Below are 22,163 nucleotides of genomic sequence, written 5' to 3'. Positions count from 1 at the left end.
GCCGTGCCGCGGCTCTCAGCGCGCCGGAACCCGCACCGAGACGACCCGGGCGCCGGTCTGCTCCGCGTCGGAACGGGGGGACGGCTCGGTCCAAGTGCCGCCCGGCTCCTTCGTCAGCACCCGGGCGCCGCGGCGGGCGGCGATCCGCCGGGCCGCGGCCGGCCGGTCGATGACGGTCAGCGTCGGGCGCGCGGCGGGCGCGTCACGGATGCCGGCGACGGTGGGCACGCCGTAGGTGCCGTAGCCCCAGGCCGGGGCAACGAGCCGGCTCGTGCTCGGAAGCCGGGTGAAGGGCGCGCCGAGATAGGCTCCCTCCAGCGCCGGGCCGGCAAAACGGTAGCCGGCATGGTCGTAGCCGTAGCCGGTGTAGGGGTCGGCCAGCGCGGTCGCGGGCAGGGCGAGGGCGAACAGGGCGGCGAGGCCGACGGAGGATGTGCGCATGGGTCGGGGCTTCTCCGGACCGTGACGTGTCCCCGCGGGACGAAGGGTTCGAGAATCGAAAGCGGGAGACCTCATGCTCGTTCCCCGCGCCCCCGCGCCGCCAGCCGATGCAGAGTGCTGAGGCAGACGCGGACCGGGCTCGTCGCGGCGCCCGGCCCGGATGGCCCCGCCTTCCGCGCAAGGATCAGCGGCAGATGGTGACGCGGCGGACGATCCAGCCCTCGCCCTCGATCCACAGGCGGCGGCGCTGCTTGTTGCAATTGGCGCTGTCCTCCTCGTTCTCGGAGGCGGTCGTGGTCTGGGAGACCTGGGCCACCTCCGCGACCTGCGTCGCGCTGCGGGTGGCGGGCGGAGCGGCCAGGGCGGGTGCGGCGGTCACGCCGATCAGGACGAGGCCGGCAAAGGCGGCCGCGACGGAGGTTTGCGCGATCATGGTATCCTGCCCGCGCGTCTCAGCGAGACGCGCTCCGTGGATTCGGTGGAGCGGCCGGTGGCCTGGGCTGCAGGCGCGGACGCGTCTTTCCTCAACAATCCCCAACGTGGCCGTTAGGTTTCGCGGCCCGCCCGTGAAAACGGCGAAAATTTGTCGGCGCGTCCGGAGGCTGCATGCGTCGCTTCGGCGCGATCTGCCGGAGCCGGTTCGGTGCTTGCGGCCGGGGTGCAAAGAGTTGTACTGGCGCAAGCAAGCGATCAACTGCCACCGTGCCGCGCTTTAGAGTGCGGCTGTTCTTTTCGAGAACGTTTCTAAACTATCATTTGCGTCGAGTGATCATTGCCGCATGACAAGTATTGCGGTGCTGTCGATCGAGGCGCCGCAAGCGACAATTCGAGGTTCGGCGTCGGGAATTCGGCCGGACCGGACCGGGAGTGTTCGGGTGATGGACGGATCGATCTTCGTACAGGCTTTCATGATCCTGTTCCGCGAGGGGCTGGAGGCGCTGCTGGTGATCGCGGCGCTCGCCGCCTTCCTGCGCCGGGCGGACGCGGCGGAGCGGATTCGGCCGGTCTATCTGGGTGCGCTCGCGGCGGTGGTCGCGAGCGTCGGCATGGCCTGGGTGTTCGAGACCTATTACGACGGCAACCACAGCGACCTGTTCGAGGCCGCGGTGATGCTCACGGCGGCCGTGCTGCTGTTCTACATGAGCGGCTGGCTGTTCATCCGGCAGGATCCGAAGGCGTGGCAGGCGGACCTCAACCGTCTCGCGGAGCGCGCCCTCGGCGCGGGCACCGTGCTGTCGCTGGCCGGCATCGCCTTCCTGGCGGTGTTCCGCGAGGGCGCCGAAACGATCCTGTTCCTGCACACCCTGGCCAAGAGCGGCAACGGCTTCGACGGCTCGCTGCTGGCCGGCTTGGCCGTCGCGACCCTGGCGCTCGGGGCGATGTTCGTGGCCATGCAGTGGCTGGCCCTGCGCCTGCCCCTGCGCCCGATGTTCATCGTGACCTCGGCCTTCCTGTTCTTCATGGGCCTGCGCATGGTCGGCGAGGCCTTCCAGGAGCTTCAGGAGCAGGCGCTGGTCCCCTTCACCACCGAGGGCGTGCCCGCCTTCGTCTCCGAGTGGGGTCTCAGCAACGGAAGCTGGGAGGCGCTCGGCACCCAGATCGCGATCCTGCTCGTGGCAGTGGCGGCCTGCCTCGTCAGCCTGACGCGCAAGGGCGGCAAGAGCGCCAAGGAGGCCCGCGAGGGCCGGCCGGTCTCTGCGGCGTCCTGATCCGCGAGCCGGCGCCCGCCCCGAGACGCGGCGGGCGCTGGTCCTGCGAAGATGTCGCCCTCGACGTAGCGGATCTTCATCGGCGGACCGTCACGATTTCAGCCGGGCCTTGATCCGGTAGGTCAGCCCGTCGCGCACGTCGCGGTAGCCGTCGAGGCGCTGCTCGCGGGTACCCTCCTGCACCAGGGTCGGGTCCGGTGTCGGCCAGTACTCGACATCCGCCGCGACCGTGTGGGTCAGTTCGAGCGCCCGGTGGTGGGCCTCCGGCGAGAGGGTGATGATCAGGTCGAAGTTCAGCCCCTCCCAATCCTCCAGCTGCTCGACCGTGCGCGGCTTGTGGCGGGAGGCATCGATGCCGATCTCGTCGAGCGCCGCGACCATGAAGGGGTCGCTCGGTTCACCCGAGCGCACGCCCGCCGACTGCACGTAGATCGACTTGCCGAAATAGTGCCGCGCGATCGCCTCCGCCGCCGGCGAGCGGACCGCGTTGAAATTGCACATGAACAGGACGGACTGTACCCGCCGCTTCTTCGGCCCGGTTCCCGGGATCGCGTCGTCCGCCATATCCCGCCTTAGAGCCTCGTCCCGAACGGGGACGGCCGAGGTTCGGAGGGAGACGATGCGAACACGATGTCCTCTCGCGACAGGCCCGCGCGATCGCGAGCGGGGCCGATGCAACCAAGATCGGGCGTTTCGTGAGGTGCTCCTGCGCAAGTCCGTATAGGACCGCGCGCCGCGTCCCGAAAGCGCATCGTTCTGCCGGACGCCCTCGCCCATCCGGCAGCATGATACCGGAAGCCTCAGCCTTTCCAGTGCAGTGCGAAGATGAGGGTGAACAAGCGCCGGGCGGTGTCATGGTCGAGGTCGACCTTGCCCTCGAGGCGCTGCCGCAGCAGCTCCGAGGCCTCGTTGTGCAGGCCGCGCCGGCCCATGTCGATCGCCTCGATCTGCGTCGGCGAGGCCGTGCGGATCGCGCTGTAATAGCTCTCGCAGATCATCTCGTAGTCGCGGATGACCCGCCGGAAGGGCGTGAGCGAGAGCAGGTGGGTCATCACCGGCTCGCCGGCTTCCGTCGAGATCGCGAAGGAGAGCTTGTTCTCGACGAGCCCGAGCACCAGCCCGTAGGGCCCGGAATCCCGCTCGGGGATGATGAAGACGTTCTCCTCCAGGATGTCGTAGATCGCGATGGCGCGCTCGTGCTCCTGGTCGGGATTGCCGCGGCCGATGGAGGCCTCGTCGAGGCGCACCGCGGCCAGCCGGTTCCGCGGCTTGCCCGGTGCCCCCTCCTGCGCCTCTTGCTTCGCTTCGGCCTTCATTGCCGCCGCCTTCCCGAGTCGGCGCCCGAACCCCCGGGCGCCCGATTGCCGTCACATGAGCCGAAAGCTGCCCTCACAGGCAAGCTTTGCCGCTGCCGAAGTCCGCAACGTGATCGCCGTCCCCCCGGGAAACGCCGTCCCGTCACAGGTTGAGGCGGATCGCCACGGACCGGGCATGCCCGTCGAGCCCCTCCGACTTGCCGAGCGCGATCGCCGCGGGGCCGAGCGCCCGCAGGGCGGCCGGATCGCACCGCAGGATCGTGGTGCGCTTCATGAAGTCGAGCACGCCGAGGCCGGACGAGAACCGGGCCGAACGGGCGGTGGGCAGGACGTGGTTGGGGCCGCCGACATAGTCGCCGATCGCCTCCGGCGTGTGCGAGCCGAGGAAGATCGCCCCGGCGTTCCGAATCTTCTTCGCGAGGGCCTCGGCGTCCTGCGTCTCGATCTCGAGGTGTTCGGGGGCGATGGCGTCGACCAGCGGCACCGCCTCGTCGAAATCACGGACGCGAATGATCGCGCCGTAGTCGCGCCAACTGGCGCGGGCGATTTTCTCGCGCGGCAGGGTCGCCAGGGCGCGTTCCACCGCAGCGTCCGTCGCTTCGGCCAGTTCGTCCGAATCGGTCACGAGCACGGACTGCGCCGCCTCATCGTGCTCGGCCTGGGCGAGCAGGTCGGCGGCGATCCAGTCGGGGTTGGCGCCGGCGTCGGCCAGGATCAGCACCTCGGAGGGGCCGGCGATCATGTCGATTCCGACCTGTCCGAACACCCGCCGCTTGGCCGCGGCGACCCAGGCGTTGCCGGGGCCGACGATCTTGGCCACCGGGGCGATGGTCTGCGTCCCGTAGGCGAGCGCGGCCACGGCCTGCGCCCCGCCGACCCGGTAGATCTCGGTGACGCCGGAGAGGTGGGCGGCGGCGAGCACCAGCGGGTTGAGGTGGCCCTCAGGGGTCGGCACCACCATGACGATGCGCGGCACGCCCGCCACGCGCGCGGGCACCGCGTTCATCAGCACGGAGGAAGGGTAGCTCGCCGTGCCGCCGGGCACGTAGAGCCCGACCGATTCGAGCGCGGTCCAGCGCCAGCCGGCGGTGACGCCGAGATCGTCGGTGGAGAGGTGGTCCTCGGGGATCTGGCGGCGGTGGAAGGCCTCGATCCGCTCGGCGGCCAGCGACAGGGCCGCGCGGGCCTCCGCCGGGCAGGCGTCCACGGCGGCCTCGACCTCCTCCGGGGTGATGCGCAGGGAGGCTTGCGAGAAGTCCTGGCCAAGCCGGTCGAAGCGGCGGGTGTAATCGACGAGCGCGGCGTCGCCGCCGGAGACGACACCGGCGATGATCCCGCGCACGGTCTCGTCCACGTCGTCGGCGATCTCGCGCTTGAGGCCGAGCAGGCGCTTGAACGCCTCGCCGAAATCGGGGGAGCGGCTGTCGAGGCGGATCATCGCAGACTATCGTTCGGTCGGAGGAAGGTCATGACGGGCGGTTCTCGACGAGGCTGCGCACGGCCTCGTGGTCCGGGCGGCCGTCGGCCTCCCAGATCGGTCCGAGATCCTTGAGGCGCACCTCGACGCATTCGAGTTCGAGCCGGATCGCGGCCCCGCCGGAGAAGACCAGCGTGGCGATGCCGGAGGGCGCCTCGGTCTCCTCGAAGGTCACCGCGAGAAGGCTCAGGGGCTCGTCGGACGGGGTGCCCGGCGTGATGCCCCTGGCCTTGACCGAGAGCACCCGCTCGAAATGCACGCCCGTGAGCCGGCGCCGGGGGGGCTGGCCCGGAGGCACGGACCAGTCGAAGCGACGGGCCGCCAGGACGAAGCGGTGCTCGTTCGGCAGCCATGCCAGATCGTCCGCCCGCAGGATCGCATCCTGGAGGTGGGCGGAGATGACGGCCAGATCCTCGGCATCGAGGGCGGCGAGCTTGAGAAGCTCCATACGGATACGCTCCGAGCTCCCCGACCGGATGCGCGGGGAGCGGATTTCGAGGCGTAGGTAGCGAGGCCACCCGGTCGCGGCAACCGCCTGCCCGGTCGTCGGGCGAGGCGACGGGGTGCCGATGGCTCTTTCGGGCTCATCGCGCGTTCATGAGCGCACGGCTACGGTGACCGGGATGGACGGAGCCGTCTGGAGGGGAAGCGGACGATGCGTAACGGAATTCTGGCCGCGGGGCGGGCCCTGGCGGTCACCCTGGCTCTCGGGTTCGTGGTGAGCCCGGCGAGTGCCCAGTATTACGGCGGCGGCTACGACGGCCCGCGCCGGTACGACGATGGTGGCCGGCGCTACCGCGACGATGACGACGGGCGGCGCCGCTACGGCGACGATTACGGCCGCCGCCGCGGCTACGACGAGGACGACGGTCCGCGCTTCCGTGGCCCGCCGCGCGGCGGTCGCGGCGGTGGCAGCCTCTGCGTCACGGCCCGCGGAAACTGTCCGACGGGCTTCGCGCCGGTCAACTCGTCCTGCGCCTGCGACATCCCCGGCTTCGGCATCAAGCGCGGCGCCGTGGCGCGCTGATCGCGCGAGAGGTTGAAGCTTTCCCCTCACCCCGGGTCGGGGTGAGGGGCTACGGCATCGAAGACGTCGCCGGGCGGTTCAGGCCCGCACGCGCTCGATCTGCGCGCCGCAGCGCCCGAGCTTGGCTTCCAGGGCCTCGAAGCCGCGGTCGAGATGGTAGACGCGATTGATCTGCGTCTCGCCCTCCGCCGCCAGCGCGCCGATCACCAGCGAGACCGAGGCGCGCAGGTCCGTGGCCATCACGGGGGCGCCCTTCAGGCGCTCCACGCCCTCGACCACGGCGAGATCCCCATCGAGACGGATCCTCGCGCCGAGGCGGGCCAACTCCTGCACGTGCATGAAGCGGTTCTCGAAGATCGTCTCGCGGATGCGCGACTGGCCCTTGGCCAGCGTCATCAGCGCCATGAACTGGGCCTGGAGATCGGTCGGGAAGCCGGGGAAGGGGTCGGTGGTCACGTCGACGGGGCTGATCCCGCCGCCGTTGCGGCGCACGCGGATGCCGTCGGGCAGGGCCGTGACTTCGGCGCCGGTGGAGGCCAGCGTGTCGAGGGCCGAGGAGAGCAGGTCGGCCCGGGTGTTGACGAGGGAGACGTCGCCCCCGGTCATCGCCACCGCCATGGCGTAGGTGCCGGTCTCGATCCGGTCGGGCAGCACCTCGTGGCGGGCGCCGCCGAGGCGGGCCACGCCCTCCACGACGATGCGGGATTGGCCCGCGCCCTCGATGCGCGCCCCCATCTTGATCAGGCATTCGGCGAGATCGACCACTTCCGGCTCGCGGGCGGCGTTGTCGATCACGGTCGTGCCGTAGGCGAGTGCGGCCGCCATCAGCGCCACGTGCGTGCCGCCGACCGTGACCTTGGGGAAGTCGATCTCGGCGCCGCGCAGGCCGTTCTTCGTGCGCGCCACGACGTAGCCGCCGTCGATCTCGATCTCCGCCCCGAGCCGCTCCAGCGCCATGAGCAGCAGGTCGACGGGCCGCGTGCCGATGGCGCAGCCGCCGGGCAGGGAGACCTTGGCCTCGCCGAAGCGGGCCAGCAGCGGCGCGATCACCCAGAAGCTCGCCCGCATGGTCGAGACGAGTTCGTAGGGGGCGGTGGTGTCGATGATGTTCGAGGCGGTGAGCCGGATGGTCTGGCCCGTCTCGGCGGTCTGGCCCGGACGCTTGCCGACGACCATGTGGTCGACGCCGTGATTGCCCAGGATGCGGGTCAGCGCCGCGATGTCGGCGAGCCGCGGCACGTTGATGAGTTCGAGCGTCTCGCCCGTCATCAGGCTCGCGATCATCAGCGGCAAGGCCGCGTTCTTCGCCCCCGAGATCGGAATGGTGCCGTTGAGCGGCGCGCCGCCGGTGATGTGGATGCGATCCATCGGAGTCCTCGGGGCGCCTCCCGGCCCGGACGGCGGAGGTCGCTTGCGTTCTGAAGGGGCGCGATGCCCCCGCGTTTCGAGGAGGAGGTATAGGCGGTATCCGGCAAAAAGAAGAAGCGTGGCCGCAACGCGTGGGACGCACCTTCGGGGCGCGCCTTCACCGCTTCGGAGAAGCGCGCCTAAGTGCCGTCCGTGCGGGGCCCGGGCGGCGATCCGGGCGCGGGCTCGGAGGGAGACTCGGCCGGCCCGTCCTCGGCGCGGCTCCGGGCCTGCGCCTTGCGCCGCCGCAGGTTGTCGCGCAGGGCCGCCTTGAGGCGGGCGGCGCGTTCCTCGTCCTTGGTCCCCATCCCGTCCCGGTTCTTCGTTCCGTTCCGCCGAACCGTGGCCGGTCCGACGGCGCTTCGATCGCTCGCGGCCCGATCCTAGCAGGAGATCGGCCGGCCTTCGATGCCGCCATCGGCACCTCGGCGGGGGCCGCGCGCCGGGCCGGTGCGCGAGCGCGACCCTTCGTCACCGATCCGTGAACGGGTGCTGTCGGGAGGGGCAATCTGCGTCGATAAGCCGGCGCAAAGCAGGAATGTCTCGAACTCACCTTGAACCAGTTCGAAAATACCTCCTATCTTGCGGTCCCAGCGGCACCGGCAAGAAACGCGTCCAAGGAACGCGTCCTTGAGAGGAAGCGGGCGCCGCCGGTCGAAGGAGATGACGCGCGGTTGACGCCGCGTCGCTCCCCGGGGGGCTGAACCTCGGGAGATCATCGCTGCGGCCGCGAACGGCTCGGCAATGCCCCGAACGGGGCAGGGGCCGGGCCCGAATTCTTTACCCGAGGCGTCCCGAGAAGAACGCCCGGCCAGCCGAAAGCGTCGAGGACGGATGCCCGTGAACCTGATGCCCGTGAACGCTGCCGACAGCGCCCCCGTGTCCGACGAGTCGATCGTCGGCGGCGATGGCGGCGTGGACGAGTCCGGCGTAAGCAACGGCCGGGCCAGGATTGAGCGCCCGCTCGCGCGACCGGCTGGTCCGCGCACCGATTACGACGGCCACTTCCGCTCTGCCCTCGACCGGCTGCACAGCGAGCGCCGCTACCGCGTCTTCGCCGATATCGAGCGCATCTCCGGCCGCTTCCCGCAGGCCACGTGGCGGCGCCCCGAGGGCGGCACCCGCGAGATCACCGTGTGGTGCTCCAACGACTATCTCGGCATGGGCCAGCACCCGGAGGTCGTCGGCGCCCTGACCCAGACCGCCGCCCGCTGCGGCGTCGGCGCGGGCGGCACCCGCAACATCGCCGGCAACAACTCGCCCCTGGTCGATCTGGAGCGCGAACTCGCCGACCTGCACGGCAAGGAGGCGGGCCTCGTCTTCACCTCCGGCTACGTCTCGAACCAGGCCGGCATCTCGACGATCGCCAAGCTGCTCCCGAACTGCCTGATCCTGTCGGACGCCTTCAACCACAATTCGATGATCGAGGGCGTGCGCCATTCGGGCTGCGAGAAGCGCGTCTTCCGCCACAACGATCTGGAGCATCTCGAGCAGCTTCTCGCCGAGGCCGGCGACCGGCCCAAGCTGATCGCCTTCGAGTCGGTCTATTCCATGGACGGCGACGTGGCGCCGATCGCCGCGATCTGCGACCTCGCCGACGCCTACGGCGCCATGACCTATCTCGACGAGGTGCACGCGGTCGGCCTCTACGGCGAGCGCGGCGCGGGCATCAGCGAGCGCGACGGCGTCATGCACCGCGTCGATGTGATCGAGGGCACGCTGGCCAAGGGCTTCGGCTGCGTCGGCGGCTACATCACCGGTTCCGCCACGCTCTGCGACGCGGTGCGCAGCCATGCGGCCGGCTTCATCTTCACCACCGCCCTGCCGCCGGCCATCGCCGCGGCCGCCCGCGCCTCGGTGCGCTACCTCAAGCGCTCGAAGACCGAGCGCGAGGCGCATCAGCGCCAGGCGGCCCGCACCAAGGCTGCGCTGGAGGCTGCCGGCCTGCCGGTGCTCGCCACAGAGACCCACATCGTGCCGGTGATGGTGGGCGACGCCGAGCTGTGCAAGGCGGCGGCCGACCATCTGCTGGAGCGCCACGGCATCTACATCCAGCCGATCAATTACCCCACGGTCCCGCGGGGCACCGAGCGCCTGCGCATCACCCCCTCGCCCTTCCACGACGACAGCCGCATCGCGGCGCTGACCGCCGCCCTGGTCGAGACCTGGGACACGCTCGACCTGCCGCGGGCGGGAACGGTGTTCGCGGCCGCGGCGGAGTAGGCTTCTCTCAGGACCCAGGCGGCCGCTAGACCATCGTGCCAGATATCGTATCCGGCACGATGGTCTAGCCTCTTGTTTCGCATCGTCTTTTTCCGAAAGCCGGCGGCCACCTTTCGGGACGATGCTCTAGAGTCCCGGCATGGCTCAGGTCTTCGATCGCACGCGCCTCGTCGAGGCCTTCGAGCTGCTCGGTGCGGATCTCTCCGCGCGGGGCCTGTTCGTGGAGATGGCGGTCTACGGCGGCGGCGCCCTGATGCTGCAATTCGCATGGCGGCGCGGCACCGACGACGTGGATGCCGTGGTGCGCGAAGGCTACGACGAGGCGGCCATCGCGCCCTCGGTCGCTCACGTGGCCGAGCGGCTGGGTCTGCAGACCGACTGGCTCAACAATGCGGTGGGCATGTTCACGCCGCTCGACGAGGACGAGGGGCTGTTCACCGCTTCCGGCCTCTACCCCGCCCACGGGACGCCCGGCCTGCGCACCGTCCTCGCGAAGCCGCACTACCTCCTGGCGATGAAACTGCACGCCCTCAGGAGTCTCGACCGCGGCGAGCGCGACCTGCGCGATGCCAGAGCGCTCGCCCAGCATCTCGGCATTCGCGACGCGGCCGCGCTCCACGAACTCTACGTCTCGGTCTACGACGAAGACCCGCCGGAGGAGGCAGGCCTTCGCTTCCCGTCCGTCCTCGACGCGGACGCCCCGCGATGAGGCCCGCCTCCCTGCGCGAGGTCGTCGAGCGGGCGCGGGAGGACGGTGACTGGGATCACCATCTGCAGAACTTCCTCGACGCCTTCTACGCCCGCGACGGCGATCTCACCGCCCAAGCCGCGATGATCGCCGAGGAGCCCGGCTTCCTGGGGCAGGCCCGGCCGGATGCCTTCCTCGGCGGGGTCGGCGAGCATCTTGCCCGGCGCTGGCGCCTACCGTCCATCCCGTCCTGGGTTCGCCACGAGGCGCGCTACCTCACGACTGCGATGTTCGTGCCGGACGAGCGGAACCTGCGACAATATCTTCTCTGCGTGAGCCCGGTCTCGTTCCGCCCGCGCCTGATCTTCACCGGCCCTGATCCGCTCCAGCGCGCCCGCTTCCCCTACCATCGCGGCGTGATCCGGATGCCGCTGACCTTTCCGCCCGCCGGCGGCGCGTGATCAGCGCGGCTTGGCCCCGTCCGTCCAGCCATGGGCCGCGGCGGCCTTGGCGATCCGGTCCTTGATCTGCGGCATCAGCCCGCCCATCCATTGCTGCATGCCCGTCAGCATGGCCTGGCTCAGGAGCGGCTGCGCCTTCACGAGACTCTTGCCCGCGGGGGTGGCGTAGAAGGCGGCGATCGCCTTCAGGTCCTCCTTGGTGAGGACGGAGGCGAAGGAGAGCGCCTGGATCGAGAGCAGGTCGTCGTAGTTCTCCGAGAGCGTCGGCATCACGACCTCGTCCACCATCACCTGGGCGCGCTGCGGGTCCTTGACGCCCATCTGCTGCATCATCCCGCCCATCGGTGCCTTCATGGCCGCCAGCACGGCGGCGCGGTCACCCTGCGAGGCCGCGACGACCTCCCGGGCGGCGGCCAGGCGCTCGGGGTCGGCGGTGACCTGCGAGGCGGCGGGTTTCGGCGGCGTCTGGGCCGTGGCCGGCATCGCGGCGGAGCCGAGCAGCAGGCCGAGGCAGCCCAGGCCGTGAAGGTAAACCGTCCGCATGATGTGCCGCTTCCTTAATGGGCGTGGGGCGCGATGAAGACGCCAGATGGCCGGTGCTGTCAAAGCGCGAGCACGAGCCCGTCCTCGGCGGCGATGTAGCCGTCGGGCGGATGGGCGATCATCTCCGGGCTCATATGGGTGAGCATCAGGCGCTTCGGCCCGATCTCGGGGAGGCGCCGCCGCAGCGTCGCCCAATCGAGATGGAACTTGACCGGGCGCTCCACGGTGTAGCCCTCAGCGATCAGCAGGTCCGCGCCCCGCCCGGCCTCGATGATCGCGTCCACCCACTCGGTGTCGCCGGTGTAGCTCACGACCCGGCCCGCGCTCTCGATGCGCAGGGCGTGCGCGGGGGCGCCGGAGGGATGGCGCATGGTGAAGGCGGTGGCCGTGGTGCCCCCGGCCTCGACCGGCCGCCCGGCCTCCATCTCCACGACCTCGACCCTGAAGCGGCGCTCGGCGGTGCTGGAGCCGGGAAACAGCACCTCCATGGCCGCCGGCAGGCGCTCGGCCGTGCCCGGCGGCCCGACCACGGTCAGCGGCTCGGTGCGTCCGCTGACGAGCTGCCCGTCGAGGATCAGCCAGGGCAGGCCGCCGAAATGGTCGCCGTGGAGATGGGTGAGAAACACCGTGCCGATGCGGTTCGGCGCGACGCCGAAGCGGCGGATCGCGATGAGCGCGGAGGCGCCGCAATCGATGAGGAAGGCGCTGCCGGGAGCATCGTCCTGCGGATCGACGTGAAAGCAGGTGTTGAAGCGTCCGCCGGAGCCGAAGGCGTCGCCGCAGCCGAGGACCTGGAGTTGCATGAGTTGTCCCTCCCGTGCCCGTCACGGCCTTCGATCTCGGTCGCGGACGGTGCGCGACAAGAGGGGCGGGCGCCGTCGCGCCGGAGATGTTCGTCGGTGACGCCTGGCGGAGTGATGCGCCGTCGGCATGGTTCGAAGAGCACTACGGAGGTCCGTCTGCGCATTCGTATCGGTGTGGATAGGGTCACGAAGCGCGCAGATGTGCTGCCGGGGTGATCTAAGATTGAACCTGTGCAGTGGATGCAGCATTCCAGCCAGGAATGAGGTGGCATGAAAACCTGCGGGATCGGCCGGATACGACGATCCGGTCCGATGCCGTTGGGGCTGTACGGCTGCGGACATTCGCCAACCTCTCCGGAATCATGTCGATCCTCTCTCACTCCCTGCCGTCCGTGATCCGCTCGGCCTCCGCGGAGCCGGACGGCGCGCTCCCGGCCGGAGCCGCCGGCCTGATCGACCGGATCTACGAGGCGGCGGCCGTGCCCGAGCTGTGGCGGCAGGTGCTGATCGACCTCGCCCGCTTCGCCGGGGCGCCGCAGGCGGTGATGATCGTCACGAGCGGCACCCATTTTCGCGATTGGGTGACGACCTCGCCGGAGTTCGACGAACTGGTGATCGGCCATTTCGAGCGCTTCCCCGACAACGTCCGCACCCGGCGCCTGCTGGAACTGCGCCATGCCGGCTTCCTCACCGACCTCGACGTGGTGTCTCGGGACGAGATCGCGACGCTGCCGCTCTATCAGGACTTCCTGATCCCCGCGGGCTACGGCGCGGGCACCGCGACGGCGGTGATGGTGCCGAGCGGCGACAGCGTGATCGTCCATTGCGAGCGCTCCCGGGCGGAGGGCGATTTCGGGCCGGAAACGATCGCCGATCTCGATATCCTGCGCCCGCACCTCGCCCGCGCCGCCCTGCTCTCGGCCCGCCTGGAGATGGAGCGGGTCTCCGCCACGACGCAGACGCTCGAAGCGCTCGGCCTGCCCGCCGCGGTCCTCGGCAGCGGCGGGCGCGTCATCGCCGCCAACCCGTCCCTCGTGGCCCTGATGCCCGACACCCTGAGCGACCAGCCCACGCGGCTCGCCGCCGTCGATCCGGCGGCCGACCAGCTCCTGCGCGAGGCGGTGGAACGCCCCGGCGAGGAGAGATCGGTGCGCTCGATTCCGATCGCGGCGCGCGAGGAGCGGCCCCCGGTGATCCTGCATCTCCTGCCGATCCGAGGGGCGGCCCACGACGTGTTCGCCCGCGCCCGCTTCGTGCTCGTCGCCACCCCGGTCGTCGCCCGCGACGTGCCGGGCGCGGAGGTGGTTCAGGGCCTGTTCGACCTGACGCCGGCCGAAGCCCGGCTCGCCGCCCTGATCGCGGCCGGCGACGCGCCGATCCCGGCCGCGGCCAAGCTCGGCATCACGCCCAACACCGCCCGCACGGTGCTCAAGCGCGTGTTCCAGAAGACCGGCGTCTCGCGTCAGGCCGAACTCGTCGGCCTGCTCGCGGGCACGGCGCTGCCGCGATAGATCCGCGCCACTCGCTCGCCTTCGACGAAGCGATCCGCTGTTCCGAGGGCGGTCGAGACAGGTTGGCCGAGACCTGCGCGGCTCGCAGGCCTCGCCGCTCGCAACTTGCAAAGATCCGCTCTATAAGCCCGGCTTCGCGCGAGGCGGGAGGGCCCGCGCGCATCACCCGGTGGGGTGAGCGGAGAGAAGATCATGGCCGAGCGGTGGACCCCCAAAACCTGGCGCAACCTGCCGATCCAGCAGGTCCCGTCCTATCCGGATGCGGGCGCTCTACAGGCCGTCGAGGCGCAGCTCGCGAGTTTTCCGCCGCTGGTTTTTGCCGGTGAGGCGCGCAAGCTGAAGGCCGCCCTGGCGCGCGTCGGGGCGGGCGAGGCCTTCCTCCTGCAAGGCGGCGACTGCGCCGAGAGCTTCGACGAGCACTCGGCCGACAACATCCGCGATTTCTTCCGCGTCTTCCTGCAGATGGCGATGGTGCTCACCTTTGCGGGCGGCTCGCCCGTGGTGAAGGTCGGCCGCATCGCCGGGCAGTTCGCCAAGCCGCGCTCCTCGCCGACGGAGACGCTCGACGGTGTGTCGCTGCCGAGCTACCGCGGCGACATCGTCAACGGCCTGACCTTCACCGACGAGGCCCGGATCCCCGATCCGAAGCGTCAGCTCGAGGCCTACCGGCAATCGGCGGCGACGCTGAACCTGCTGCGCGCCTTCGCCACCGGCGGCTACGCCAACCTCGAGAACGCGCATCGCTGGATGCTCGGCTTCGTCAAGGACAGCCCGCAATCCTCGCGCTACCGCGACGTGGCCGAGCGGATGTCGGACGCGCTCGACTTCATGCGCGCCATCGGCATCAACCCGGAGACGCATCAGGAGGTCCGCACCACGGACTTCTACACCAGCCACGAGGCGCTGCTGCTCGGCTACGAGGAGGCGCTGACCCGCGTCGATTCGACGAGCGGCGACTGGTACGCCACCTCCGGCCACATGCTCTGGATCGGCGACCGCACCCGCCAGCCGGACCACGCCCACGTGGAATATGCCCGCGGCATCAAGAATCCGATCGGCCTCAAATGCGGGCCCTCGACCACGGCCGAGGGGCTGATCCGGCTGATCGACCTCCTCAACCCGGAGAACGAGGCCGGCCGCCTCAGCCTGATCTGCCGCTTCGGCGCGGACAAGGTCGGCGACCACTTGGCCGGCCTGATCCGCACGGTGCAGCGCGAGGGCCGCAACGTGGTCTGGGTCTGCGACCCGATGCACGGCAACACCATCGCGGCGGGCCGCTACAAGACCCGGCCGTTCGAGCGGGTGATGCAGGAGATCGAGGGCTTCTTCGGCGTGCACCGCGCGGAAGGCACGATCGCCGGCGGCATCCATCTGGAGATGACCGGCAAGGACGTGACCGAGTGCACGGGCGGCGCCCGGGCTCTGACGGCCGACGACCTTCAGGACCGCTACCATACCTACTGCGACCCGCGCCTCAACGCGGAGCAGGCGCTGGAAGTGGCCTTCCTGACCGCCGAACTGGTCAAGCGCGAGCGCGCCGAGATCGAGCGCCCGCGCCTCGACGCGGCCGAATAGGCGTCCTTTTGCGGCGGCGCGCCGCTCACCGGACGGGCAAAGCGAAGGGGCGGGCGCGATCACGGGATCGCGCCCGCCCCTTCGCGTTCGAGAGGCGAGCCGCGAACGGGCACGCCCCGGCCGAGAAATCGTCGGCGAAGCACCACATCGGCCCGCGTCAAGAATGGTTCTGCGGTCCAAGCTTGGTTAACGCTTCGTGCATGATCGGTTTCGGGGACGGCATGGCGGCGCGGGCAATCAGGAAGACCTCACAGATCCGCAAGCTCTGGCCGGGCCAGGACGTGCGATCGCCCCCCGCCGCGCCCCCGCCGCCGGAGCGGGCCGAGCCCTCCGCGGTCGAACGGCCGGCAAAGCCGTCCCCGCACGAACTCACCGCGCACGAACTCATCGCGATGGCCCGCTCCGCGCGCTCGCGCCGCAGCCCCGCCTGAGAGCAGCCTCGCACCGCGACGCTTCGCGCAACGCCGTGTGGTCGGCCCGCCTCCCTGCCGCGGATCCGGCCCGGGAGGTCCACGATGCTTGCCGCTCCGCTTCATGGGCCTGACACTGCCGCGTCAGGCCGGAGAACGATCTCGCCCCCACTTGGGGGCGGCATGGGCTCGGCCGCGCGACGGCGTCGGGATCACGGCTTGCCGAGCGTCAGGGTTCCGTCATTCATGAAGGAGAAGACGACCCCGTGCTCGCGAAGGGCCGCGAGCGCGGAGCCGCGCGCGTGCTCGGAGGCGCTCGCCTCGTCGTCTTCCAGTCGGCGGACCGTCGAGTAGGACAGCCGGGCGGCGGCGGCGAGTTCGTGCATCGACCAGCCGAGCAGGGCGCGCCCGGCCCGCAGGTGCCGGCCCTGGACGAAGCGTTCCAGGCTGTCGCGCAGCGCGCTGGGGGCGCTTCCCGCCAAGTGGAGCGGGGCGACGTAGTTCATCCATCCCTCGATGCCGCCGCCGGGGCCGCGCATCGGCACCATGACCATGCGGTAGGGGACGATCTCGCCGCTCGCCAGCAGGAGGCGCGGCTGGGTGTGGACCACCTGCTTCGTGAGATAGAGTTCCCGTCCGTGGTCGCGCCAGCGCGCGCGCTCCTCCTTGAGGACCGGCAGGGTCGGCTCTTCGAGGAGAGCCTGCTTCGGCTGGCCGACCAGTTCCAGCCATTCGGGCGAGAAGTCGGTGTAGGGGTAGACCCGCGTCACGGAGGTGAAGGCGCCGGCCTGTTCGAAGATCTTCCGTTTGCGCCGCTGCTCCGCCGCCTGCGCCCGCGCCAGGATCTCGCGGTCGCTCACGTCGATCAGCACGCCCATGGCTTGGACCGGGCGCCCATCCGGTGCCGCGATGATCTCGCCGCGGCTCATCACGGTGCGCAGCGTCCCGTCCGGACGGAGGATGCGAAAGGTCTGCTGGGCCATCCGGCCCGTCTGCAGCAGGTCCGCGGACGAGGCGACGCCGGCGCAATCCTCCGGGTGAACGAGCGCGAGCAGGAGGTCGTACGCAGCCCGGGTCGAGCCGGGCTCGAGGCCGAGGATGCGGAACAGGCCCGGCGACCAGATGTGCTCGTTCGTGGCGAAGGTCCAAGACCACGTCCCGGTCAGCCCGAAGCCTTCCACCATCCTGAGGATGTTGTGAGGCAAGGAAGAACCTGCGGTCTGAAGCATCGTCGGCACGTGCTGATCGATATCGGGCGAATTTGCGTCCGCTCGCGATTTCGTTATCCCTTCGTTGCACGTTGGCGGGACAGTGACTTTTGCAGTCCCGGAACAATCCTTGCCACGCCGGAGCCGAATTGCGTGGCCGGCAGCAGGCCAGTGAGGCTGCCGAGCTGCTCCGGCATGTCCGCTGTTGCGCGCGCCGGAGACGACCTCGCCCACGGCCGTCCGGCTCGACGTCGTGACCGACCCGCACGCCGATGCCAGACAGGTCCGGCGCTCGCGAGGGTGCCCTTCACGATGCCGTCGCCGACGCGTGTCCACGCGGCCGTTCCGTCACCGAACAAGCCCATCGCGCCGATCGCGACTGTCGGCCGGGTGGAGAGGCGGAAAGCCTTCTGCGCGCCCGTCAGCAAGAGAAAGTGGCCGACCGGTCCGGCGGTTGCGTGGCTCGCATTGCGCGAGGAATCGGGCAGCGGTGGAGAGCCGCGTCCGGCGGCGCGGGCCGGCCTTCCGGGCCCGTCCGCTCGGGATCGCCGCCGACGGGGATGCCGGGCGGAGGCGCGTCGTCTACTGCACCAGCGCGAGGCGGCCTCGGGCGGAGGGGGTGTCGGTCCGGATCGGCGGCTCGGCGTGGCCGGCGAAGAAGTCCTCGACCATCTCCCGCAGCACCTCGGCGAGGTCGCCGCCGCGATCCACCTCGACATGCACGTCGTTGCCGACCGAGCGGCCGAGGCCCGGCGCGGCGCTGCTCACCAGCGAGACGAGCCGCTCGTTGTATTCCGCCCCGAGCCCCGTCACGGCGATGAAGTTGCGCCCGCCCAGGACGGGGCCGTACTTCACGATGATGCGGTGCTCGTGGTCGGAGCCGTCCTGCAGCGTTGCGGTGACGCTGACGAAGTCGTCGCGGTCCACCTCCGGGCTGGAGCAGAGTATCCGGCCGTGCTCGATGCCGTCCTCCTCCAGAACCTCGGCCATGAGGGCGAGGACTTCCGTGATCGGGGTGAGCGCCCGCGTCCCCTCTTGGAGGAGCTGGGCACGGACCCGGTTCTTCTGCGCGTCGGCCGCCCGGAGGCGGGCGCGAAAGCGATTCTTGATGTCGAAGGGGTTCGTCATGGAGGGGCCCCGTCTCGAATGTTCGGTGGTGCCGGATTGATTCCAAAGCTAGGAAGCTGACCAATAAACGTCAAGCTGATGCACAGTATTCATGCCTGCTTCGACGGTGAGCTATTGCACGCTTCCACAGCGTGCCCAATTTTTGAGCATAGTCTTCCGCGTCGATATTTGTTGCGTCGCACGCGGTGTTTCGGCCTCGGCCGACCGCGGGGCCCAGGCCGCACGTTGCGCCCGTTCGGGGAAAGCGCGTATCCGGGGGCCTGTTTCCTGCCCTGCACTGCGGGGACGAGCGAGGAGTGAGGCGGAGTTGAGCGCCACCATCGCGAGCATGACGGGCTTTGCCCGCGCCGCCGGCACCACCGGTCCGGTTCAGTGGCTCTGGGAGATCCGCTCCGTGAACGGGCGCGGGCTCGATATCCGGGTGCGCGTGCCGAACGGCTTCGAGGCGGCGGGCGAGGCCGCCCGCGCCGCCCTGTCCAAGGCGCTCTCCCGCGGCCAGTGTCAGCTCGGCCTCACCCTGACGCGCCCCGAGGCCGCGGTGCGGGTGCGCATCGACGAGGATCTGCTCGCGCGCCTCGCCGCGGCGGTGGCCCGCGTGCCGCGCCCCGAGGGCGTCGGCCCCGCCACACTCGACGGGTTGCTCGCCCTGCGCGGCGTCGTCGAGACGGAGGTCGAGGCCGGCGCCGATCCCGATCTGCTCAACCGCGCTCTGGCCGCCGGTGCCGAGCGCTTGGTCGCCGACCTCGTCGCCGCGCGCCGGGCTGAGGGCGCGGCCCTGCGCAGCATCGTGGAGGATCAACTCGGCCAGATCGCCCGCCTGACGCAGGCCGCCGAGGATTGTCCCGCCCGCCGGCCCGAGGCCGTGCGCGCCCGCCTCGCGGAAGCCGTGGCGGCGCTCGTGGGCGCCGGCGGCCTCGACGCCGACCGGCTGCACCAGGAGGCGGTGCTGCTCGCCGCCAAGGCGGACGTGCGCGAGGAACTCGACCGGCTGCGCGCCCACCTCGCCGCCGCGGGCGAGCTTCTGGCCCAGGGCGGCGCGATCGGCCGGCGGCTCGACTTCCTGGCGCAGGAGCTGGGCCGCGAGGCCAACACGCTGTGCGCCAAGGCCGGCGACATCAGCCTGTCGCGGATCGGACTCGACTTGAAGGCCGTGGTGGAGCAATTCCGCGAGCAGGTGCAGAACGTCGAGTGAGGACGTTCGACGTGCGCAGCGGAGAGGACGGTCGATGACGCAGGACGCCACGCAGGGGAGGCCGGACATCGCCCGGCGCGGGCTGATCCTGATCCTGTCCTCGCCCTCGGGCGCGGGCAAGACGACGCTGACCCGCGCCATCGCCCAGGATGGCGGCTGGGGGCTCGATCTGTCGATCTCGGTCACCACGCGCGCGCGCCGCCCTTCGGAGATCGACGGGCGGCACTACCGCTTCATCGAACGGGAGGCGTTCGAGGATCTGCGCGCGCGCGACGACCTGCTCGAATGGGCCGAGGTCCACGGCAATTTCTACGGTACCCCGCGCCGCCCGGTGGAGAAGACGCTGGGCCAGGGCCGGGACATGATCTTCGACATCGACTACCAGGGCACCCGGCAGGTCCGGCAGCGGCTGCAGGACGACGTGGTGACGGTGTTCATCCTGCCGCCGAGCTTTTCCGAGTTGCGCAACCGCCTGGAGCGCCGGGCGGAGGATTCGCCCGAGACCATCGAGCGGCGGCTGGCCAATGCCCGCAACGAGATGCAGCGCTGGAGCGAGTACGACTACGTCATCGTCAACGACGATCTCGACGAGTCCTTCCGCGCTCTTCAGGCGATCCTGACCGCCGAGCGCCTCAAGCGCACCCGCCGCACCGGCCTGCCGGGCTTCGTCGACGGCCTGCTGGCCGAGGCCGAGCGAGGCTGAGGCGTACCATCATGACCCCGAGGCCGGGACGCGACGCCGCCTCGTGCCGACGATCCGACAGGGGAGCGGTGCACACGCCTGTCCCAAGTCACCCGTCGTTCATGGCCGCGCGCTAGACCATCGTGCCGGATATCGTATCCGGCACGATGTTCCAGCCTCTTGTTTCGCATCGTCTTTTTCCGAAAGCCGGCGGCCACCTTTCGGGACGATGCTCTAGAAATCCCGAGGCGCGCTTTTTCAGTCATGAGGGGAGGAGAAGTGAAGTATCGTCCGGCTCTCGCCTGCGCCGTGCTTCTGATCGGCTGCGCCGACGGCAGGGCGGCCTCCGTCGGTTACGGCAACGACGCGCTTCCGAGCGCGGAGGTCAGGGCCTTCCAGCGGCTCGATGCGCGGTTGCGATATCGCGACGCCCGGATCGCGTACGACGGGCGACACTGTGCCGTCTACGAGGGGCGGACGCGCCGCGGGCGCGTCCAGCGGCAGGCCCTTCGGGACGAGCGGGGCCGGCGGCTCTGCACCGGCCGGCCTTGAACCGCATCACTCCGCAGCGTTGCGCGGCACCGTCGTGACGGCGCCCTCGACCTGCGCGGCGTGCAGGCGCCGATAGTAGCCGTCGCCCGCCATCAGCGCGTCGTGGCGGCCCTGTTCGGCGATGCCGTTCTCCGCCACCACGACGATGCGGTCGGCGTGGCGGATCGTGGCGAGGCGGTGGGCGATGACCAGCGTCGTGCGCCCTTCCGCCAGCTCGAACAGCGAGGCCTGAATCTCTCGCTCGGTCTGGGTGTCGAGGGCCGAGGTCGCCTCGTCGAGGATCAGGATCGGCGGGTTCTTGAGGAAGGCCCGTGCGATGGCCAGCCGCTGCTTCTGGCCGCCCGAGAGCTTGACTCCGCGCTCGCCGATCACCGTGTCGAGCCCTTCGGGCAGCGCGGCAATCAGCGTGTCGAGCCGGGCGCGGGCGGCGGCCTCCAGGATCTCGGTTTCGCTCGCACCGAGGCGGCCGTAGGCGATGTTCTCCCGGATCGTGCCGGCGAACAGGAACACGTCCTGCTGCACGATGCCGATCTGGCCGCGCAGCGAGGCCAGCGTCAGGTCGCGGATGTCGTGGCCGTCGAGCGTGATGCGCCCGGCCTCCGCCTCGTAGAAGCGCGGGATCAGCGAGAGCAGCGTGGTCTTGCCCGCGCCCGAGGGGCCGACGAAGGCCACCGTCTCGCCCGCGCGGATGGTCAGGTCGATGCCGGAGAGCACGGGCCGGTCCGGGCTGTAGCCGAAGCGCACGCCCTCGAAGCGGATCTCGCCCTTGAGCGGCGGGGCGGGAATCGCATCCGGCCGGTCGGCGATGTCGGGCTCCTGGGCGAGCAGCGCCTGATAGCGCCGGAAGCCGGCGATGCCCTTCGGATAGGTCTCGATGACGGCGCCGATCTTCTCCAGCGGCCGGTAGAACACGCCCACGAGCAGCAGGAAGCCGACGAAGCCGCCCGCCGAGAGATCGCCCCGTACCACGAAGGCGGCGCCGCCCAGAAGCACCACGATCTGCACGAGGCGTAAGCCCAGATAGTTGATCGAGAGCGCGCCGGCCATGAGCCGGTAGGCTTCGAGCTTGGTGGTGCGGTATTTCAGGTTGTCGGCGGCGAAGAGCGCCCGCTCGTGCGGCTCGTTGGCGAAGGCCTTCACCACGCGGATGCCGCCGACATTCTCCTCGATGCGGGCGTTGAAGGCGCCGACCCGCCCGTACTGGGCCTGCCAGTTGCGGGTCATGCGCCCGCCGTAGCGGATCGTCACGAAGGCGATCAGCGGCAGGATCGCCACCGTCACCAGGGCGAGCGGCGGGTGGACGAGGAACATCAGCACGAAGGCGCCGATCAGCGTCATCACGGCGATGAAGAAATCCTCCGGCCCGTGATGGGCGACCTCGCCGATCTCCTCCAGATCCTTGGTGACGCGGGCCACGAGATGGCCGGTCTTCTGCCCGTCGAAGAAGCGGAAGGAGAGCTTCTGCAGGTGATCGAAGGCGCGGGCGCGCATCTCGGTCTCGATGTTGATGCCCAGCACGTGGCCCCAATAGGTCACCACCACCATCAGGCCGGCATTGGTGACGTAGAGGAGCGTCAGGCCGGCGGCGGCGAGCAGGATCAGGCCCCAATCCTGCTGCGGCAGCAGCTGATCGACGAAGGCTTTGACGGCGAGCGGGAAGCCGAGTTCGAGCAGGCCCGAGAGCACGGCGCAGCCGAAATCTACCAGGAACAGCGTCCGGTGCGGCCGGTAATAGGCGAGGAAGGCCTTCAGCATGGCGCGGATGTGATGTGCATTCTGGCCCGGAAGAGGGCGGCGCGGCGGATCTCCG

Annotated in this window: 24 protein-coding genes; 11 read left to right on the top strand and 13 right to left on the bottom strand. The window is 70.3% G+C overall.

All coding sequences use genetic code 11. The features are described 5' to 3' along the window. Window positions 1-15: 15 nt before the first annotated feature. Entirely contained in the window at window positions 16-441 is a 426-nt protein-coding gene (locus ACPCJR_RS15325; protein ID WP_391513782.1) for a hypothetical protein, read from the bottom strand. Between the two features lie 184 nt (window positions 442-625). Next, window positions 626-874: a hypothetical protein gene (locus ACPCJR_RS15320; protein WP_391513784.1), complete on the bottom strand. Its 249-nt coding sequence runs from the start codon at window positions 872-874 to the stop codon at window positions 626-628. A 442-nt stretch (window positions 875-1,316) separates the two neighbouring features. Between ACPCJR_RS15320 and ACPCJR_RS15315 the strand changes: the two genes are divergently transcribed. Continuing rightward, window positions 1,317-2,150, top strand: coding sequence for an FTR1 family iron permease (locus ACPCJR_RS15315; RefSeq protein ID WP_391513786.1), 834 nt, complete (start codon window positions 1,317-1,319; stop codon window positions 2,148-2,150). Window positions 2,151-2,240: 90 nt separating this feature from the next. Here the strand turns inward: ACPCJR_RS15315 and ACPCJR_RS15310 are convergent, their stop codons facing one another. From ACPCJR_RS15310 to ACPCJR_RS15295, 4 genes are all read right to left on the bottom strand, one after another. Further along, window positions 2,241-2,714 carry a low molecular weight phosphatase family protein gene (locus ACPCJR_RS15310; RefSeq protein WP_391513788.1) on the bottom strand — a complete coding sequence of 158 codons (474 nt, stop codon included), beginning with the start codon at window positions 2,712-2,714 and terminating at the stop codon, window positions 2,241-2,243. A 236-nt stretch (window positions 2,715-2,950) separates the two neighbouring features. Next, entirely contained in the window at window positions 2,951-3,466 is a 516-nt protein-coding gene (locus ACPCJR_RS15305; RefSeq protein WP_391513789.1) for a UPF0262 family protein, read from the bottom strand. Window positions 3,467-3,608: 142 nt separating this feature from the next. Next, window positions 3,609-4,904 (bottom strand): histidinol dehydrogenase, encoded by a 1,296-nt coding sequence (gene hisD, locus ACPCJR_RS15300; protein ID WP_391513791.1) that lies wholly within the window; start codon window positions 4,902-4,904, stop codon window positions 3,609-3,611. A gap of 28 nt (window positions 4,905-4,932) precedes the next feature. Beyond that, complete coding sequence (locus tag ACPCJR_RS15295) at window positions 4,933-5,391, bottom strand: DUF2948 family protein (RefSeq protein ID WP_391513793.1); 459 nt, start codon at window positions 5,389-5,391, stop codon at window positions 4,933-4,935. Window positions 5,392-5,598: 207 nt separating this feature from the next. Here ACPCJR_RS15295 and ACPCJR_RS15290 point away from each other — a divergent pair, with 207 nt between their 5' ends. Next, window positions 5,599-5,970: a hypothetical protein gene (locus tag ACPCJR_RS15290; protein WP_391513794.1), complete on the top strand. Its 372-nt coding sequence runs from the start codon at window positions 5,599-5,601 to the stop codon at window positions 5,968-5,970. A gap of 78 nt (window positions 5,971-6,048) precedes the next feature. Here the strand turns inward: ACPCJR_RS15290 and murA are convergent, their stop codons facing one another. Both murA and ACPCJR_RS15280 read right to left on the bottom strand, forming a co-directional pair. After that, complete coding sequence (gene murA / locus ACPCJR_RS15285) at window positions 6,049-7,338, bottom strand: UDP-N-acetylglucosamine 1-carboxyvinyltransferase (RefSeq protein WP_391513795.1); 1,290 nt, start codon at window positions 7,336-7,338, stop codon at window positions 6,049-6,051. A 179-nt stretch (window positions 7,339-7,517) separates the two neighbouring features. Further along, window positions 7,518-7,685 (bottom strand): hypothetical protein, encoded by a 168-nt coding sequence (locus ACPCJR_RS15280; protein WP_391513797.1) that lies wholly within the window; start codon window positions 7,683-7,685, stop codon window positions 7,518-7,520. A 526-nt stretch (window positions 7,686-8,211) separates the two neighbouring features. On the opposite strand from ACPCJR_RS15280, the gene hemA reads away from it, so the two are divergent. The 3 genes from hemA (at window position 8,212) to ACPCJR_RS15265 (ending at window position 10,749) form a co-directional block, all read left to right on the top strand. Beyond that, the gene (gene hemA / locus ACPCJR_RS15275) at window positions 8,212-9,600 is read left to right on the top strand and encodes a 5-aminolevulinate synthase (RefSeq protein WP_391513799.1); all 1,389 of its coding nucleotides are present in this window, start codon (window positions 8,212-8,214) and stop codon (window positions 9,598-9,600) included. Between the two features lie 139 nt (window positions 9,601-9,739). Continuing rightward, window positions 9,740-10,309, top strand: coding sequence for a hypothetical protein (locus ACPCJR_RS15270; protein WP_391513800.1), 570 nt, complete (start codon window positions 9,740-9,742; stop codon window positions 10,307-10,309). Further along, complete coding sequence (locus ACPCJR_RS15265) at window positions 10,306-10,749, top strand: hypothetical protein (RefSeq protein WP_391513801.1); 444 nt, start codon at window positions 10,306-10,308, stop codon at window positions 10,747-10,749. Before ACPCJR_RS15270 ends, ACPCJR_RS15265 begins: the two co-directional genes overlap by 4 nt. Here the strand turns inward: ACPCJR_RS15265 and ACPCJR_RS15260 are convergent, their stop codons facing one another. Both ACPCJR_RS15260 and ACPCJR_RS15255 read right to left on the bottom strand, forming a co-directional pair. Then, the gene (locus ACPCJR_RS15260; protein ID WP_391513803.1) at window positions 10,750-11,292 is read right to left on the bottom strand and encodes a DUF2059 domain-containing protein; all 543 of its coding nucleotides are present in this window, start codon (window positions 11,290-11,292) and stop codon (window positions 10,750-10,752) included. A 59-nt stretch (window positions 11,293-11,351) separates the two neighbouring features. Further along, on the bottom strand, window positions 11,352-12,095 hold the full coding sequence (locus ACPCJR_RS15255) for an MBL fold metallo-hydrolase (RefSeq protein ID WP_391513804.1): 744 nt from the start codon (window positions 12,093-12,095) through the stop codon (window positions 11,352-11,354). Between the two features lie 362 nt (window positions 12,096-12,457). Here ACPCJR_RS15255 and ACPCJR_RS15250 point away from each other — a divergent pair, with 362 nt between their 5' ends. The 3 genes from ACPCJR_RS15250 (at window position 12,458) to ACPCJR_RS15240 (ending at window position 15,612) form a co-directional block, all read left to right on the top strand. Beyond that, entirely contained in the window at window positions 12,458-13,606 is a 1,149-nt protein-coding gene (locus ACPCJR_RS15250) for a helix-turn-helix transcriptional regulator (protein WP_391513805.1), read from the top strand. Between the two features lie 192 nt (window positions 13,607-13,798). Continuing rightward, the gene (locus ACPCJR_RS15245; protein WP_391513806.1) at window positions 13,799-15,181 is read left to right on the top strand and encodes a class II 3-deoxy-7-phosphoheptulonate synthase; all 1,383 of its coding nucleotides are present in this window, start codon (window positions 13,799-13,801) and stop codon (window positions 15,179-15,181) included. A gap of 200 nt (window positions 15,182-15,381) precedes the next feature. Next, window positions 15,382-15,612: a hypothetical protein gene (locus ACPCJR_RS15240; protein WP_391513808.1), complete on the top strand. Its 231-nt coding sequence runs from the start codon at window positions 15,382-15,384 to the stop codon at window positions 15,610-15,612. A 191-nt stretch (window positions 15,613-15,803) separates the two neighbouring features. Here ACPCJR_RS15240 and ACPCJR_RS15235 read toward each other — a convergent pair whose 3' ends face one another. Together ACPCJR_RS15235 and ACPCJR_RS15230 are read right to left on the bottom strand one after the other, a co-directional pair. Next, window positions 15,804-16,796 carry a PAS domain-containing protein gene (locus tag ACPCJR_RS15235; protein ID WP_391513810.1) on the bottom strand — a complete coding sequence of 331 codons (993 nt, stop codon included), beginning with the start codon at window positions 16,794-16,796 and terminating at the stop codon, window positions 15,804-15,806. Between the two features lie 585 nt (window positions 16,797-17,381). Beyond that, window positions 17,382-17,927, bottom strand: a complete 546-nt coding sequence (locus ACPCJR_RS15230) for a hypothetical protein (protein ID WP_391513812.1) — start codon at window positions 17,925-17,927, stop codon at window positions 17,382-17,384. Window positions 17,928-18,255: 328 nt separating this feature from the next. On the opposite strand from ACPCJR_RS15230, the gene ACPCJR_RS15225 reads away from it, so the two are divergent. The 3 genes from ACPCJR_RS15225 to ACPCJR_RS15215 all read left to right on the top strand — a co-directional run bounded on the left by ACPCJR_RS15225 (window position 18,256) and on the right by ACPCJR_RS15215 (window position 20,353). After that, a complete protein-coding gene (locus ACPCJR_RS15225) occupies window positions 18,256-19,119 on the top strand; it encodes a YicC/YloC family endoribonuclease (RefSeq protein WP_391514067.1) in 864 nt (287 codons plus the stop codon). A 34-nt stretch (window positions 19,120-19,153) separates the two neighbouring features. Beyond that, window positions 19,154-19,822, top strand: coding sequence for a guanylate kinase (gmk, locus tag ACPCJR_RS15220; RefSeq protein WP_391513814.1), 669 nt, complete (start codon window positions 19,154-19,156; stop codon window positions 19,820-19,822). A 258-nt stretch (window positions 19,823-20,080) separates the two neighbouring features. Beyond that, complete coding sequence (locus tag ACPCJR_RS15215) at window positions 20,081-20,353, top strand: hypothetical protein (RefSeq protein ID WP_391513816.1); 273 nt, start codon at window positions 20,081-20,083, stop codon at window positions 20,351-20,353. 6 nt (window positions 20,354-20,359) lie between these two features. Here ACPCJR_RS15215 and ACPCJR_RS15210 read toward each other — a convergent pair whose 3' ends face one another. After that, window positions 20,360-22,108 carry an ABC transporter ATP-binding protein gene (locus tag ACPCJR_RS15210; RefSeq protein WP_391513817.1) on the bottom strand — a complete coding sequence of 583 codons (1,749 nt, stop codon included), beginning with the start codon at window positions 22,106-22,108 and terminating at the stop codon, window positions 20,360-20,362. Window positions 22,109-22,163: the final 55 nt, after the last annotated feature.

The sequence above is a fragment of the Methylobacterium sp. NPDC097929 genome (genome assembly GCF_049543375.1).
Classification (GTDB): Bacteria; Pseudomonadota; Alphaproteobacteria; order Rhizobiales; family Beijerinckiaceae; genus Methylobacterium.
Note: the sequence above shows the minus strand (reverse complement) of the source record. Positions and strands in the feature narration are given on the sequence as shown.

Coding starts and splice junctions, on each gene's coding strand:
- ACPCJR_RS15250 (WP_391513805.1), top strand. CDS start 12,458: ATGTCGATCCTCTCTCACTCCCTGCCGTCCGTGATCCGCTCGGCCTCC.
- ACPCJR_RS15260 (WP_391513803.1), bottom strand. CDS start 11,292: ATGCGGACGGTTTACCTTCACGGCCTGGGCTGCCTCGGCCTGCTGCTC.
- ACPCJR_RS15310 (WP_391513788.1), bottom strand. CDS start 2,714: ATGGCGGACGACGCGATCCCGGGAACCGGGCCGAAGAAGCGGCGGGTA.
- ACPCJR_RS15305 (WP_391513789.1), bottom strand. CDS start 3,466: ATGAAGGCCGAAGCGAAGCAAGAGGCGCAGGAGGGGGCACCGGGCAAG.
- hemA (WP_391513799.1), top strand. CDS start 8,212: ATGCCCGTGAACCTGATGCCCGTGAACGCTGCCGACAGCGCCCCCGTG.
- ACPCJR_RS15320 (WP_391513784.1), bottom strand. CDS start 874: ATGATCGCGCAAACCTCCGTCGCGGCCGCCTTTGCCGGCCTCGTCCTG.
- gmk (WP_391513814.1), top strand. CDS start 19,154: ATGACGCAGGACGCCACGCAGGGGAGGCCGGACATCGCCCGGCGCGGG.
- ACPCJR_RS15290 (WP_391513794.1), top strand. CDS start 5,599: ATGCGTAACGGAATTCTGGCCGCGGGGCGGGCCCTGGCGGTCACCCTG.
- ACPCJR_RS15265 (WP_391513801.1), top strand. CDS start 10,306: ATGAGGCCCGCCTCCCTGCGCGAGGTCGTCGAGCGGGCGCGGGAGGAC.
- ACPCJR_RS15225 (WP_391514067.1), top strand. CDS start 18,256: ATGACGGGCTTTGCCCGCGCCGCCGGCACCACCGGTCCGGTTCAGTGG.
- murA (WP_391513795.1), bottom strand. CDS start 7,338: ATGGATCGCATCCACATCACCGGCGGCGCGCCGCTCAACGGCACCATT.
- ACPCJR_RS15230 (WP_391513812.1), bottom strand. CDS start 17,927: ATGACGAACCCCTTCGACATCAAGAATCGCTTTCGCGCCCGCCTCCGG.
- ACPCJR_RS15210 (WP_391513817.1), bottom strand. CDS start 22,108: ATGCTGAAGGCCTTCCTCGCCTATTACCGGCCGCACCGGACGCTGTTC.
- ACPCJR_RS15295 (WP_391513793.1), bottom strand. CDS start 5,391: ATGGAGCTTCTCAAGCTCGCCGCCCTCGATGCCGAGGATCTGGCCGTC.
- ACPCJR_RS15255 (WP_391513804.1), bottom strand. CDS start 12,095: ATGCAACTCCAGGTCCTCGGCTGCGGCGACGCCTTCGGCTCCGGCGGA.
- ACPCJR_RS15325 (WP_391513782.1), bottom strand. CDS start 441: ATGCGCACATCCTCCGTCGGCCTCGCCGCCCTGTTCGCCCTCGCCCTG.
- hisD (WP_391513791.1), bottom strand. CDS start 4,904: ATGATCCGCCTCGACAGCCGCTCCCCCGATTTCGGCGAGGCGTTCAAG.
- ACPCJR_RS15240 (WP_391513808.1), top strand. CDS start 15,382: ATGATCGGTTTCGGGGACGGCATGGCGGCGCGGGCAATCAGGAAGACC.
- ACPCJR_RS15245 (WP_391513806.1), top strand. CDS start 13,799: ATGGCCGAGCGGTGGACCCCCAAAACCTGGCGCAACCTGCCGATCCAG.
- ACPCJR_RS15270 (WP_391513800.1), top strand. CDS start 9,740: ATGGCTCAGGTCTTCGATCGCACGCGCCTCGTCGAGGCCTTCGAGCTG.
- ACPCJR_RS15280 (WP_391513797.1), bottom strand. CDS start 7,685: ATGGGGACCAAGGACGAGGAACGCGCCGCCCGCCTCAAGGCGGCCCTG.